General features: G+C 60.4%; 14 protein-coding genes. 13 read left to right on the top strand and 1 reads right to left on the bottom strand.

The genetic code is table 11. The features are described from left to right. Nucleotides 1-32 precede the first annotated feature (32 nt). From J2046_RS26860 to gyrB, 5 genes are all read left to right on the top strand, one after another. A complete protein-coding gene (locus tag J2046_RS26860) occupies nt 33-731 on the top strand; it encodes a Tim44/TimA family putative adaptor protein (RefSeq protein WP_037154000.1) in 699 nt (232 codons plus the stop codon). Next, entirely contained in the window at nt 728-1,846 is a 1,119-nt protein-coding gene (gene mltA / locus J2046_RS26865; protein ID WP_210057050.1) for a murein transglycosylase A, read from the top strand. Before J2046_RS26860 ends, mltA begins: the two co-directional genes overlap by 4 nt. Further along, the gene (locus J2046_RS26870; RefSeq protein ID WP_210057052.1) at nt 1,843-2,418 is read left to right on the top strand and encodes a Smr/MutS family protein; all 576 of its coding nucleotides are present in this window, start codon (nt 1,843-1,845) and stop codon (nt 2,416-2,418) included. Before mltA ends, J2046_RS26870 begins: the two co-directional genes overlap by 4 nt. Next, nucleotides 2,415-2,780 (top strand): helix-turn-helix domain-containing protein, encoded by a 366-nt coding sequence (locus tag J2046_RS26875; protein WP_210057054.1) that lies wholly within the window; start codon nt 2,415-2,417, stop codon nt 2,778-2,780. Before J2046_RS26870 ends, J2046_RS26875 begins: the two co-directional genes overlap by 4 nt. Nucleotides 2,781-2,909: 129 nt before the next feature. Beyond that, nucleotides 2,910-5,345, top strand: coding sequence for a DNA topoisomerase (ATP-hydrolyzing) subunit B (gyrB, locus tag J2046_RS26880; RefSeq protein ID WP_210057056.1), 2,436 nt, complete (start codon nt 2,910-2,912; stop codon nt 5,343-5,345). Between the two features lie 152 nt (nt 5,346-5,497). Here gyrB and J2046_RS26885 read toward each other — a convergent pair whose 3' ends face one another. Continuing rightward, nucleotides 5,498-6,097: a nitroreductase family protein gene (locus J2046_RS26885; protein WP_210057058.1), complete on the bottom strand. Its 600-nt coding sequence runs from the start codon at nt 6,095-6,097 to the stop codon at nt 5,498-5,500. 161 nt (nt 6,098-6,258) lie between these two features. Here J2046_RS26885 and J2046_RS26890 point away from each other — a divergent pair, with 161 nt between their 5' ends. The 8 genes from J2046_RS26890 to accD all read left to right on the top strand — a co-directional run bounded on the left by J2046_RS26890 (nt 6,259) and on the right by accD (nt 14,585). Further along, a complete protein-coding gene (locus J2046_RS26890; RefSeq protein WP_210057060.1) occupies nt 6,259-7,101 on the top strand; it encodes a fumarylacetoacetate hydrolase family protein in 843 nt (280 codons plus the stop codon). A 268-nt stretch (nt 7,102-7,369) separates the two neighbouring features. Continuing rightward, on the top strand, nt 7,370-8,653 hold the full coding sequence (locus tag J2046_RS26895) for a polyhydroxyalkanoate depolymerase (protein ID WP_210057062.1): 1,284 nt from the start codon (nt 7,370-7,372) through the stop codon (nt 8,651-8,653). Nucleotides 8,654-8,798: 145 nt separating this feature from the next. Beyond that, on the top strand, nt 8,799-9,227 hold the full coding sequence (locus J2046_RS26900; protein WP_210057064.1) for a DUF2852 domain-containing protein: 429 nt from the start codon (nt 8,799-8,801) through the stop codon (nt 9,225-9,227). A 135-nt stretch (nt 9,228-9,362) separates the two neighbouring features. Then, on the top strand, nt 9,363-10,124 hold the full coding sequence (locus J2046_RS26905; protein WP_210057066.1) for a M48 family metallopeptidase: 762 nt from the start codon (nt 9,363-9,365) through the stop codon (nt 10,122-10,124). Between the two features lie 797 nt (nt 10,125-10,921). After that, entirely contained in the window at nt 10,922-11,587 is a 666-nt protein-coding gene (locus J2046_RS26910) for a phosphoribosylanthranilate isomerase (protein ID WP_210057068.1), read from the top strand. A 3-nt stretch (nt 11,588-11,590) separates the two neighbouring features. After that, nucleotides 11,591-12,811 carry a tryptophan synthase subunit beta gene (gene trpB, locus J2046_RS26915; protein ID WP_210057070.1) on the top strand — a complete coding sequence of 407 codons (1,221 nt, stop codon included), beginning with the start codon at nt 11,591-11,593 and terminating at the stop codon, nt 12,809-12,811. Between the two features lies 1 nt (nt 12,812). Continuing rightward, the gene (gene trpA, locus J2046_RS26920) at nt 12,813-13,652 is read left to right on the top strand and encodes a tryptophan synthase subunit alpha (RefSeq protein ID WP_210057073.1); all 840 of its coding nucleotides are present in this window, start codon (nt 12,813-12,815) and stop codon (nt 13,650-13,652) included. 42 nt (nt 13,653-13,694) lie between these two features. After that, entirely contained in the window at nt 13,695-14,585 is an 891-nt protein-coding gene (gene accD / locus J2046_RS26925; protein WP_210057075.1) for an acetyl-CoA carboxylase, carboxyltransferase subunit beta, read from the top strand. Nucleotides 14,586-14,590 lie beyond the last annotated feature (5 nt).

Consider the following 14,590-nt stretch of genomic DNA (forward strand, 5'->3'; position numbering starts at 1 on the left):
AACAAACATTTAAACGGCAATTGCGGGTTAAGATGGGCTCTAACGACTTTATAACACTCTTTTTCCTTGTCGCCGCTGTTCTGATCTTCCTGCAACTGCGCAGTGTGCTCGGCCGGCGGACAGGAAACGAGAAGCCGCCACTCGATCCCTATAGCTCCCGTGATGCTGCGAAGAATTCGAACGGCGACGACAGTAAGGTCGTGACCTTGCCGGGCCGAAATTCCGAGGTTGATGAGCAGCGTTATGCCGATATCGATGCCGTCGCCAAACCGGATACCCCGCTCAACACTGCGCTCAGGGAACTGCTGAGGGTTGATCCTTCCTTTCGTCCGCGCGACTTCCTGAATGGCGTCCGTATGGCATATGAGATGATTGTCATGGCCTTCGCGGATGGCGATCGGAAGACGTTGAAAGGTCTCCTCTCCAAAGAGGTTTATGATGGCTTCGACACCGCGATCTCTGAACGGGAAGCCAGGGGTGAAGTGGTGAAATCCACTTTTGTTGGAATCGACAAGGCGGATATCACGCATACGGCGGTCAAGGATTCCGAAGCGCAGGTCACGGTCCGTATCGTCAGCCAGTTGATCTCCGCCACCTACGACAAGGCCGGCACGCTGATCGAGGGCGATCAGGAAACGGTCGCCGAGGTCACCGACATCTGGACTTTCGCACGTGATATCCGCTCCCGCGATCCGAACTGGAAGCTGGTTGCCACCGAATCCGAACAATGACAGGCGTTTTTGCGGATTATACGCTCCGGCCGCTATCCTTTTCAGATCTGCCCGGATGGGAAGAGGACGATCCGACCTCGCTCTTTGCCGGCATGCGGGCCTGCCGCGATCATATCCGCAAGGTCAAACCCTATCGCACCGGCGCACTGGGCCTGACAGCCGATGATCTGGCGAGGTTTCTGGAAAAGGCCGGCGAAAGCCCGTCGGATGCCGCCTCCGCGCGTGCTTTTTTCGAGACCCATTGCACTCCGTTCCTGATTTCTCGCCTGGATGGCGGGCGCGGCTTCGTCACGGCTTTCTACGAGCCGGAGATCGAGGTCTCGGGCGCCCGTGATGAAACCTGGGCCTATCCCTTCTATTACCGTCCCGACGACCTGATCGATCTCGATGATGCGAGTCGCCCGGCGAGTATGGACTCTGGCTACATGTTCGGGCAGCGAACAGCGGAAGGCGTCGTACCCTATCCGGATCGCGCGGAGATCGATGGTGGTTTTCTCGAAGGCCGCAGTCTCGAAATCGCCTATGCGAAGTCGAAGGTCGACGTCTTCTTCGCTCATGTGCAGGGCGCGGCGCGGTTGAAATACCCCGGCGGAAGGGTCGAACGCATCACTTATGCCGCCAAGGCGGGCCATCCCTTCTCGCCGATCGGCAAGCTGCTGATCGATCGTGGCGAAATCGATCCCGCGGAAATTTCCATGCAGAGCATTCGCGCCTGGCTGGCTCGGAATCCGGCTAAGGTTGACGAGGTTCTCTGGCATAACCGCTCCTACATCTTCTTCCGGAAGGCGGAAGTGTCCGAACCGTCGCTGGGTCCTGTAGCCGCCGCCAAGGTGCCGCTGATCGCGGGACGATCGCTCGCGGTCGACAGGCAGATACATACCTTCGGTTTTCCCTTCTTCATCCGCTCCGAAACGCTGACGCACATGGACGGCGGAAAGCCGTTCGCGCGGTTGATGCTGGCGCTCGATACCGGCTCGGCGATCGTCGGCCCGGCCCGCGGCGATATCTTCACCGGCTCGGGATTTGAAGCCGGTGAACTGGCGGGAGCGGTGCGCAATGATGCGGATTTCTATATTCTCGTTCCGAAGGCGGCTTCTGTCGGGTTTGTTGGATGAAGGGCGGTCGAAAACTCGATCCGGAAGAACGGATTCTCTGGGGCAGGGTGGCAAAAACCGCCAACGCGCTGCCCGGCCGGATGAAGGAGATTCTCGAATTCGAAGAGGAGGAAGCGGCAAAGCTCGCCGTGGAGGAGACCATCATGCCGAAGCCTGCGCCGGTGCCGGAAAGCCAGGCTGTTGAGAGCGCCGCCGCGCGATCGAGAAAGTCCAACATCCATCATCCTCTCGAAAAGCCGGTGAAGAAGAAGCTTGCCAAGGGCCGCCTGCCGATCGAAGCACGTCTTGACCTCCACGGGCTTTTTCAGGACGAGGCGCATGACCTGCTGCTCGATTTCCTCCTGCGGGCGCATGAGCGGGGCCTCCGCCACGTCCTCGTTATCACCGGCAAAGGTCGCTCGATGGGAAGCGAAGGGGTACTTCGACGCGCCGTGCCGCTGTGGTTTTCGAAGGCGGAATTCCGGTTCCTGATTTCGTCCTATGAATGGGCGGCGCGCCATCACGGCGGCGAAGGCGCCATGTATGTCCGGCTCTCGCGGGGCCGGGGGGCCCATGGAGGGGAGCGCGAATGACGCCCTTCGGCCAGGCATTGCGCGAACTGCGCCGGCGCAAGGGAGTCACCCAGCGTGACCTTGCCGAGGCGATCGGCGTGACGCCGGCCTACCTCTCGGCCCTGGAGCACGGTCGGCGCGGCAGACCGACCTTCGAGCTTCTGCAGCGGATTGCCGGCTACTTCAATGTCATCTGGGATGAAGCGGAGGAGCTTTTCCTGCTGGCGGAGGCCTCTCATCCGAAGGTCGTGCTGGATACGTCGGGTCTTCCGGCGCCCTATACTGCCTTTGCGAATCGCCTTGCACAACAGATTCGCACTTTGCCGCCGGACGTGATAGAGAACATGGACACGCTGCTGAGGAAAACCCCCTGCCCGGATTGACTTCTGGCACGCATCCACGGCTTTCGTCCCTGCCAACCTTTAGAAACCGCCCCGATTTCCCTATATTCTAAGGGTGGAATGGCCGGTGATTCGCTCACCCGGCATCTCAAACGAACTGGAAGATATTTGATGACCGATACACCCGTCAGCGAGAATGGCGCGAGTGCCGAATATGGTGCCGATTCGATCAAGGTTCTGAAAGGCCTCGATGCCGTCCGCAAGCGTCCCGGCATGTATATCGGCGATACCGACGATGGCTCCGGCCTGCATCACATGGTCTATGAGGTCGTCGACAACGCGATCGACGAAGCGTTGGCCGGTCATGCCGATCTGGTGACCGTGACGCTCAACCCCGATGGTTCCGTCAGCGTGACCGACAACGGACGAGGCATCCCCACCGCCATCCATTCGGGAGAGGGCGTTTCCGCAGCCGAGGTCATCATGACCCAGCTCCATGCGGGTGGCAAGTTCGACCAGAATTCCTACAAGGTCTCCGGCGGACTGCATGGTGTCGGCGTCTCGGTCGTGAACGCGCTTTCCACTTGGCTGAAGCTGCGCATCCGCCGCGACGGCAAGGTCCACGAGATTTCCTTCACCCATGGGGTCGCCGATGCGCCGCTCAAGGTCGTGGGGGAATATGAGGGCCGGCCCGGCACTGAGGTCACCTTTCTCGCCAGTCCCGAAACCTTCACGATGACTGAATATGATTACAACACGCTCGAACATCGTTTGCGCGAACTCGCCTTCCTGAATTCGGGCGTCCGAATCCGGCTCACGGACAAGCGCAAGCCGGATATCAAGGAAGAAGAGATGATCTATGACGGCGGCCTCGAGGCTTTCGTCCGATATCTCGACCGTGCGAAGAAACCACTTGTCGACAAACCGGTCGCCATCAAGGGCGAGAAGGACGGCATTACCGTCGAGGTCGCGATGTGGTGGAACGATAGCTACCACGAGAACGTGCTTTGCTTCACCAATAATATTCCGCAGCGGGATGGCGGCACCCATATGGCCGGGTTCCGCGGAGCCTTGACGCGTCAGGTGACGTCCTACGCGGATAGCTCCGGCATCACCAAGAAGGAAAAGGTGACGCTGCAGGGCGAAGATTGCCGCGAGGGCCTGACGGCGGTTCTTTCGGTCAAGGTGCCGGATCCGAAATTCTCGTCGCAGACCAAGGACAAGCTCGTTTCGTCGGAAGTCCGGCCGGTGGTCGAAAGTCTCGTCAACGAGGCGCTCAGCACCTGGTTCGAGGAACATCCCACCGAAGCCAAGATTCTCGTCGGCAAGGTGGTCGAGGCGGCGGTCGCCCGCGAGGCGGCCCGCAAGGCGCGCGAACTCACGCGCCGCAAGGGCGTTCTCGACATTGCCTCTCTGCCCGGCAAGCTTGCCGACTGCTCGGAGCGCGATCCGGCCAAGTCCGAGGTTTTTCTCGTCGAGGGCGATTCCGCGGGTGGTTCCGCCAAGCAGGGGCGTTCACGGGAAAATCAGGCGATCCTGCCGCTGCGCGGCAAGATTCTCAATGTCGAGCGCGCTCGCTTCGACAAGATGCTGTCGAGTCAGGAAATCGGGACGCTGATCACCGCGCTCGGCACCTCGATCGGCAAGGATGAGTTCAACGCCGACAAGCTGCGCTACCACAAGATCATCATCATGACGGACGCAGATGTCGACGGCGCCCATATCCGCACGCTGCTTCTGACCTTCTTCTTCCGCCAGATGCCGGAGCTGATCGAGCGCGGCCACATCTATATCGCCCAGCCGCCGCTTTATAAGGTGACCCGCGGCAAGTCGATCCAGTACCTGAAGGACGAAAAGGCTTTCGAGGAATATCTGATTGGCATGGGCTTGGAGGAAGCGACCCTGAAGCTCGGTTCGGGCGAGGTGCGCGCCGGCCAGGATCTGCGGGAAGTCATCCAGGATGCGCTCAGGCTGCGTTCGCTGACCGACGGCCTGCACTCACGCTACAATCGGTCGATCATCGAACAGGCGGCGATCGCCGGCGCATTGAACCCGGAACTCACCGACAACCGCGAGCGCGCCCGGCAGACGGCCGACGAGGTCGCCCGCCGGCTCGACATGATCGCCGAGGAAACCGAACGCGGATGGTCCGGCCATGTGACGGATGAGGGCGGCCTGCGCTTCGAGCGTATGGTACGCGGTGTAAGGGAGATTGCGGTCCTGGATGTGGCTTTGATCGGTTCGGCCGATGCCCGCCATATCGACCAGATGACGGCGCGTCTGCAGGATATCTATCGCACGCCGCCGGTTCTCGGCCGCAAGGATGGTGAGCAGGAAATCTCCGGCCCGCGGGCGCTTCTCGACGCGATCTTCGCGGCGGGCCGCAAGGGCCTGTCGATGCAGCGCTACAAGGGGCTTGGTGAAATGAACGCCGAACAGCTCTGGGAAACCACGCTCGATCCGAACGTCCGCTCGCTACTGCAGGTCAAGGTCAATGACGCGACCGATGCCGATGGCCTATTCTCGCGCTTGATGGGCGACGAGGTCGAGCCGCGCCGCGAGTTCATTCAGGACAACGCGCTGAGCGTTGCCAACCTCGATATCTGACCCATCCGGTGTCACCAACAAAAAAGCGGCGGTCCCTGTGGTCTGCCGCTTTTTTATTGTCCAGCCCGAAAATGTTTCACGTGAATCTTTCCTGTGGATAGGGGATTCACGTGAAACACGGCGACTCCCTCCCGGTCGCTGCGCCCCCGCCGTTATGGTTCTCCGGTGAATTTCCCCTCGAAGGCGATTTCGGAAACTGGCTTGCGTTTGCTCGGGAACTCCCTGTCGGCGAGATCGTCAGGCAGGGTACTTCTGTCTGCCATCCGGCCGATCGCCGCGGCCGCTTCCACGCGGTACCCTTCCGGAATTCCAAGCACCTCAACCGCCTTCTCCTTGTCGAAACCCTCCATGCCGTGGGCGTGATAGCCGAGCTTCATGGCCTGGCAGATGACCGAGAACCAGGCGGCGCCCGTGTCATAGGAATGGGTATAGGCTGGCCGCCGATCCCCATCCTTCGAGATCCGGTAGGTCTTCGAGATCACGATCATCAGCGCTGCGGCATTCTTCGCCCAGCGCTGGTTGCCGGTGCTCAGGATATCGACGAGGACCGGGAAGGAAGGCGTGCCGCGCAGAGCGTAGATGAAACGCCAGGGCTGGTTATTTCCGGATGAGGGCGCCCAATGTGCAGCATCGAGGATCGTCAGTATCGTCTCCGGTGTGATCGTCTCGTCGGTGAAGGCGCGCGGCGACCAGCGGTCCAGGAAGAAGGCATCGATCGGAAATTCCGATTCGCGGGTATTGCTGCTGGTCATGGTATCCTCTGAATTTTCAAAGTTGAGTTTGCAGGAAGGCCATAGGAAAGAATAGGCCGAATAACCTCGCTGGCAACATCCTGCCGGTTGCCGCAAAACGGGGTGACAAGCCGCGCGACTTGATCCATAAAGCGGCTTGTCTGACAACCGGAGGAGATTCCTTGAAACTGATGCGCATTGGCGAGCCGGGCCATGAAAAGCCGGCAATTCTCGACAGCAAGGGCAAAATCCGCGATCTTTCCGGCCATGTTGCCGATATTGCCGGTGCGGCGATTTCCCCGGAAGGTCTGAAGAAGATTGCCGCGCTGGATCCCGAAAGCCTGCCGGAATTGCAGTCGGCCCGCATCGGCCCTTGCGTCGCCGGCACCGGCAAGTTCATCTGCATCGGCCTCAACTATTCCGACCATGCCGCCGAGACCGGCGCCGCGGTCCCGCCGGAACCGATCATCTTCATGAAGGCGACGTCGGCGATCTGCGGACCGAACGACGATGTGCTTATCCCGCGCGGCTCGGTAAAGACCGATTGGGAAGTCGAGCTCGGCGTTGTCATAGGCAAGACCGCAAAATATGTCTCCGAGGCGGACGCGCTTGATTACGTAGCCGGCTACTGCCTAACGAACGACGTGTCCGAGCGGGCCTTCCAGGCCGAGCGCGCCGGCCAGTGGACGAAGGGCAAGTCCTGCGATACTTTTGGCCCGATCGGCCCCTGGCTTGTCACGAAGGACGAAGTCGCCGATCCGCAGAACCTCGGCATGTGGCTGAAGGTCAACGGCGAAACCATGCAGAACGGTTCATCAAGGACGATGGTGTACGGCGTCCGTTATCTCGTCTCCTATCTGAGCCAGTTCATGTCGCTGCATCCCGGCGACATCATCTCCACCGGCACCCCGCCGGGCGTCGGCCTTGGCATGAAGCCGCCGCGTTTCCTGAAGGCCGGCGATGTCGTCGAGCTCGGGGTCGATGGCCTCGGCACCCAGCGCCAGACCTTCGTCGCTGACGATTAAGTGAGCGAAGGACTCGTGTCATGCCGGACACGAGTCCTTTACCAGTCTTGGAAGGCGGAACCTTAAGGCTTACGTACCATTATAGGTCATCAATGAGCAGTCCGCGGATAATCCGCGGTCCCGCTTTCCAATGGCAAAACCCGCCGGTATCCCTTCTTCATGTTGCACCGCGATAAAAAACCGTTAGTTTATCCCGGCTCTGCTGCTGAACCGATCGGTTCGATGTTTTTGCTGAACGCCGTCGAAAATCACGAGAGGTGGCACATTCATGTTCTATCAGTTTTATGAGATGAACCATGCCGCCATGGTGCCGTTCCGCGCCGCGGCGGATGCCATGCGTTTCTTCTATTCCAACCCGCTCAATCCGCTTTCCCAGACGACGGTCGGACGGACGCTTTCCGCGAGCCTCGAAGTCTTCGAGCGTGTAACCCGCCGATACGGCAAGCCGGAATTCGGTCTTCCGCAGACGACGGTAGATGGCCGGAAGGTCGCGGTGAGCGAAGAGATCGTTTGGGAAAAGCCCTTCTGCAATCTCCTGCATTTCCGCCGCGACCTGCCTGCGGATCGGCCGGCGGATCAGAAGATCCTCATCGTCGCGCCCATGTCCGGTCATTATGCGACGCTGTTGCGCGGCACGGTTGAGGCGCTTCTGCCGCATGCGGATATCTATATCACCGACTGGATCGACGCCCGCACGGTGCCGCTCACGGAGGGTCATTTCGATCTGGACGACTATATCGATTATGTCATCGAGATGCTGCATGCCATCGGGCCTGGCGTGCATGTGATAGGCGTCTGCCAGCCCTCGGTCCCGGTTCTGGCCGCCGTCGCAGTGATGGAATCTCAGCGGGATTCGATGTTGCCGGCGTCCATGACCCTGATGGGTGGCCCGATCGACACTCGCATCAACCCGACTGCCGTCAACAAGCTGGCGGAAGAACATCCGATCGAATGGTTCCGCGACAATGTCATCATGAATGTGCCCTGGCCGCAGTCGGGCTTTATGCGTCGCGTCTATCCGGGTTTCCTGCAACTGTCGGGCTTCATGTCTATGAACCTCGACCGCCACCTGATCGCCCACAAGGAATTCTTCCAGCATCTGGTCAAGAACGATGGCGAATCGGCTGAGAAGCACCGCGATTTCTACGATGAGTACCTGGCGGTCATGGACTTGACGGAGGAATTCTATCTCCAGACGGTCGATACCGTCTTCATCAGGCATTCGCTGCCGAAGGGCGAAATGATGCACCGGATCACTCCGGTCGATACGAAAGCGATCCGCAATGTCGCGCTGCTGACCATCGAGGGGGAGAACGACGACATTTCCGGCCTCGGCCAGACGAAGGCGGCGCATGCCATCTGCCCGAATATTCCCGAAGACATGCGTATGCACTACATGCAGCCGGATGTCGGTCATTACGGCGTCTTCAACGGCTCGCGCTTCCGCCGCGAGATTGCGCCGCGCATCGTCGCCTTCGCGCAGAAACACGCCAGAGCGCCGGCAAAAAGGACGCCGGTAAAGCGGGTCATCCGGGGCGGCAAGGCGGGCTGAATCCGCCCCCTCCGATTTCCCTCTTATATTTCAGCATCTTCTTGGATTTAATGATCCGTCTTCTTGAAGGCGGATCATGGGCTCACCAAATCGAATTCAGTCGGGCTGGCATGTGGCCACCCGCTGAAACCATCAGGTGTGACCTATGAACCAGTCAGCATTGATTCGTCCGGATTGGACGCCGGCCACCATCGCTCTCATGGTGCTCGGTTTCGTGGTCTTCTGGCCTCTGGGCCTGGCCATGCTTGCCTACATCCTCTTCGGGGAAAGGCTGCGCGGTTTCAAGCGCGATGCGAATGACCGCGCTGACCGCATATTCGCCGGCTGCCGTCGGGCGGGCCGTCGCTACAATACGCATTTTACTACCGGCAATGTCGCGTTCGACGACTGGCGCAAGGCTGAACTTGAGCGGCTCGAGGAAGAACGCCGCAAGCTGGATGAGATGCGCGAGGAATTCGACAATTATGTCCGCGAGCTTCGCCGCGCCAAGGACCAGGAAGAGTTCGACCGCTTCATGCGCGAACGCAGGAACAATTCTTCCGGTTCCGGCCAGAATCCGGTCGTGGACCTCTGATCGCGCGGTTGGATTCACGTGAAACAGCCGAAGCGTGCCGTGCAGCGGTTTGCGGCACGGCATGCGATGAAACAGTCTAGCCGGCGTCCGAAGACGCCGGCTTTCTTATGAGAGGGAATCGGCTAAAAAGATAGAATGTTTGCGCTTCTGAAAAAGCCCGTCCGCTCCAGGTCGAGACCGCTCGAAACGGTGAAGCGTACCCTTCATGTCGGCGGCCGTGCCATGCCGCTGACGATCAGGGAAAACCGCCGCGCGACCCGTATCACGCTCCGGATTGAGCCGGGTGGAAGGGCGCTCAATCTCACCGTGCCGGCCGGTTTGCGCAAGCACGAGATCGATGATTTCCTCGACCGGCATCAGGGCTGGCTGCTCACCAGGCTCGCCAAGTTCTCGACCGAGAACCCCGTCCGCCATGGCGGCCGCATTTGCTTCCGTGGCGTTTCCCATCGCATCGAGCATACCGGAACCTTGCGCGGCCTCACCGAAGCCGTGATGGTCGATGGCGAGCCGATACTGAAGGTGAGCGGGCTGGAAGACCATATGGGCCGGCGGCTTTCGGCTTTTTTCAAGAAGGAGGCGCGCAAGGACCTGGAAGCTCTGGTCGCCCGTCATGCGGCGGCGATCCGCAAACCGGTCAAATCGGTCAGCATGAAGGATACTCGCAGCCGTTGGGGATCCTGTTCCTGGGATGGAAACCTGAGTTTTTCTTGGCGCATCGTCATGGCGCCGCCGCTGGTGATCGACTACCTCGCAGCCCATGAAGTGGCGCATCTGAAGGAGATGAATCACGGGCCGAAATTCTGGGCGCTCTGCAAGGAACTCTGCCCGCGCATGGAAGAAGCCCGCAAATGGCTGAAGCAGCACGGCTCGCAGCTCCACGCGATCGATTTCGAGTAGTGAGAAGCGGTCGGGCGTAGCCCGAGCAATCGATCCAGTGATTCGATTGCAGCGCCGAACGCCCTGAGCCTTAGCGAAGGGCCGAAGCGGTTGCCTCGCTTTCCGGCCTCATCCAGCGCCTGCCGGGTAGAGAGGTTTCTTGTTTGGGGAAGCCGGTGCGTCCAGCCGATCCCCCTATGGGGGAGACGCCCGGCAGGGCAGAGGGGGCTTGCCTAGGAAAATCAGTCATTTGAGAGAAAATTACCCTGGAATCGGTCTCTTTTCATCCCCGCCCTCCAAACCCATGCCTACAATCTCCGCGTCCCGTTTCGGCTACACCGGTTCAGGCATCGCCGGCGAGATGGGACCGGTGCCCTTTCGGTCTGCCGTTGATGCAGGCGGGTCGTCAGGGGCTGCGCAGAAAATGGTCCCCCTCTCGTCTGAAAATATGGCGGGGCGTGCCTGTGCGGCACACATGATTGGACCGGCGACTGGTTCTTGCCGAAAGGCACGAACCTTTCGGAGCGTCCGGCGGTTTCCGCCGCGAGCGCTGCCCTGGCTAAGGTGCCGGTATCCGCGCAGAGGGATCGAAGTTGCGCAGCACAAGAACACCGAACGGGACACGTCGCGTGTCACTATAAAAATCTAATTCGAGGCACCCGACGTGTCCCGGCCGAAACAAGAAATACCGAGATCGCCAAGGGCGGATTCCGTCCTTTGTCATTCGCGCCCTCGGGTTGGATCCGGCGAGAGGCCCGAGAACCCGAAACGCGCGATTTGGCTCGACTCTTGACGCATTTCGTGTCACTCCGCGCATCATGAAACCTGATATCAAGATTTGCGGTCTGAAGACCCCGGAGGCTGTCGATCGTGCTGTGGCGCGGGGGGCGACCCATATCGGCTTCATCTTCTTTCGCAAGAGCCCGCGCAATATCGAGCCGGACATCGCCGGTGAGCTGGCCGACCGTGTTCGCGGCCGGGTGAAGATAGTCGCGGTCACGGTCGATGCCGATGACGAGGAACTGGACGACATCGTCTCGCTGCTGAGGCCCGATATCCTCCAGTTCCACGGTCATGAAAGCCCGGAACGTATCCTGCATGCGAAGGCCCTCTACGGCTTGCCGGTCATGAAGGTCTTTTCGGTAAGGGAAGCCGCCGATCTCGACCGGATCGGCCCGTTCATCGGCGTTGCCGATCGTTTCCTGTTCGACGCCAAGGCGCCTGCCGGCTCCGAACTGCCGGGCGGCAATGGCGTCTCCTTCGACTGGAGCCTGATGGCTTCCCTTGACGAGAGCGTGGATTACATGCTTTCGGGAGGTTTGAACAAGGATAATGTCGCGCTCGCGCTCGCCTCGACGCGGGCAAGCGGTATCGATGCTTCGTCCGGGGTGGAAAGCGCACCGGGCGTCAAGGATCCTGGAATGATTGATGCGTTTTTCGACGCCGTCGCGGAAGCCGGGCTTCAAAAGGCGCGCAGGGAGTAGAAAGTGAACCAGACGCCATTACCCAATTCGTTCCGATCCGGCCCCGATGAGGACGGCCGTTTCGGCATTTTCGGCGGTCGATTCGTTGCCGAAACCCTGATGCCTCTGATCTTGGACCTGCAGGGCGAATGGGAAAAGGCGAAGAACGATCCGGCCTTCCAGCAGGAACTGGCCGAACTTGGCGCCCATTATATCGGTCGCCCGAGTCCGCTCTATTTCGCCGAGCGCCTGACCGAGCATCTCGGCGGCGCGAAGATCTATTTCAAGCGCGAGGAGCTGAACCACACCGGCTCGCACAAGATCAACAATTGTATCGGCCAGATCCTGCTTGCCAAGCGCATGGGCAAGACGCGCATCATTGCTGAGACTGGCGCCGGCCAGCACGGCGTGGCTTCTGCAACGGTCTGTGCGCGTTTCGGCTTTCCCTGCGTCGTCTATATGGGCGCGACCGACGTCGAACGCCAGGCCCCGAACGTCTTCCGCATGAAGCTTCTCGGCGCCGAGGTGAAGCCGGTGACCGCCGGACACGGCACGCTGAAGGACGCCATGAACGAGGCGCTGCGCGACTGGGTCACCAATGTGGAGGACACCTATTATCTGATCGGTACCGCCGCCGGCCCGCATCCCTATCCGGAAATGGTTCGCGATTTTCAGGCCGTCATCGGCAGGGAAGCCCGGGAGCAGATACTTGAAGCCGAGGGCAGGCTGCCCGATCTTGTTGTCGCCGCCGTTGGCGGTGGTTCGAATGCGATCGGCATCTTCCACCCGTTCCTGGATGATGAAGGTGTCCAGATCGTCGGTGTGGAAGCCGGTGGCCGAGGTCTTGAAGGCGTCGAACATTGCGCTTCCATCACGGCCGGCAGCCCGGGCGTTCTGCATGGCAACCGGACCTATCTCCTGCAGAATGGCGACGGACAGATTCTCGAGGGCCATTCCATCTCGGCCGGGCTCGACTATCCGGGCATCGGTCCGGAGCATAGCTGGTTGCACGATATCGGCCGCGTCGAGTATGTGCCGATCATGGACCAGGAAGCGCTCGATGCCTTCCAGCTGCTGACTCGCCTCGAAGGCATCATCCCGGCGCTCGAACCGAGCCATGCGATCGCTGAAGTGATCAAGCGTGCGCCGAAGATGCGCAAGGACCAGATCATCGTCATGAATCTCTCCGGTCGCGGTGACAAGGACATCTTCACCGTCGGCAAGATCCTTGGCATGGAGCTCTGATATGACCGCTCGTATGGACAACCGTTTCGCGGCCCTCAAGGCTGAAGGCCGCCCCGCCCTGATTACCTATTTCATGGGCGGTGATCCGGATTTCGACACCTCGCTCGGAATCATGAAGGCGCTTCCTGAAGCCGGCGCCGATATCATCGAGCTCGGCATGCCTTTTTCCGATCCGATGGCCGATGGTCCGGCGATCCAGATGGCCGGTCAGCGGGCGCTGAAGGGCGGACAGACGCTTAGCCGGACTCTTGAACTTGCGCGGAAATTCCGCGAGGGCGACGATAAGACCCCGATCGTCATGATGGGCTATTACAACCCGATCTATGTCTATGGCGTCGACCGGTTCCTGGATGATGCGCTGGCCGCCGGCATCGACGGCCTGATCGTCGTCGACCTGCCGCCGGAGATGGATGATGAACTCTGCATCCCGGCGCTGAAAAAGGGCATCAACTTCATCCGCCTTGCGACGCCGACGACCGACGACAAGCGCCTGCCGGCGGTCCTGAAGAATACGTCCGGCTTCGTCTATTACGTCTCGATGACCGGCATCACCGGTTCGGCCTTGCCGGATCCGTCGCTCGTTTCGAGCGCCGTCAACCGCATCAAGGGGCACACGAACCTGCCGGTCTGCGTCGGCTTCGGCGTCAAGACGGCCGATCATGCCAAGGCGATCGGTGCGGCAGCCGATGGCGTTGTCGTGGGTACGGCAATCGTGGCGCAGATCGCCGGTAGCCTGACCAGGGACGGCAAGGCCGGCCCGGATACCGTCGCCTCCGTCGCTACGCTGGTGCGGGGTCTTGCGACCGGTGTACGTGCAGCACGCCTTGTTGCCGTCGAATAATCCGCCCACATTAGGCTCGAATTCCAACAGGAGTACGCCCAAGTGAACTGGCTCACCAATTACGTCCGGCCGCGCATCAACTCCATGCTGGGCCGCCGCGAGGTTCCGGAAAATCTCTGGATCAAGTGCCCGGAAACCGGCGAGATGGTCTTTCACAAGGATCTGGAGGAGAACAAGTGGGTCATTCCCGCTTCCGGTTTCCACATGAAGATGCCTGCCAAGGCGCGGCTTGCCGATCTTTTCGACGGCGGCGTCTATGAATCGCTGCCTCAGCCGAAGGTTGCCCAGGATCCGCTGAAATTCCGCGATTCGAAGAAATATGTCGACCGTCTGAAGGACAGCCGTTTGAAGACGGAGCAGGAAGACACGATCCTTGCCGGTGTCGGCCAGGTTCAGGGCCTGAAGCTGGTTGCCGTCGTGCATGAGTTCAATTTCATCGGCGGCTCCCTCGGCATGGCGGCCGGCGAGGCGATCGTCAAGGCCTGCGAGCGGGCTTTGGCGGAAAAGTGCCCGCTGGTCATCTTCCCAGCCTCGGGCGGCGCGCGCATGCAGGAAGGCATCCTGTCGCTGATGCAGCTTCCCCGCACCACGGTCGCCGTCGATATGCTGAAGGAAGCGGGTCTGCCTTATATCGTCGTGCTTACCAACCCGACTACGGGGGGCGTCACCGCCTCCTATGCCATGCTGGGCGATGTCCATATCGCCGAACCCGGCGCAGAGATCGGCTTTGCCGGAAAACGCGTCATCGAGCAGACGCTGCGGGAAAAGCTTCCCGAGGGTTTCCAGACGTCGGAATACCTGCTCGAACACGGCATGGTCGATATGGTGGTGAAACGCCACGATATCCCGGCAACGCTCGCGAAGCTTCTGAAGATGCTGACGAAACAGCCGGTCCAGGATGCGCTTCCGGTGCCCGTTGCGGTCAGCGCCTGATCGCC

This window comes from Neorhizobium petrolearium (assembly GCF_017873175.1).
Lineage (GTDB): Bacteria > Pseudomonadota > Alphaproteobacteria > Rhizobiales > Rhizobiaceae > Neorhizobium > Neorhizobium petrolearium.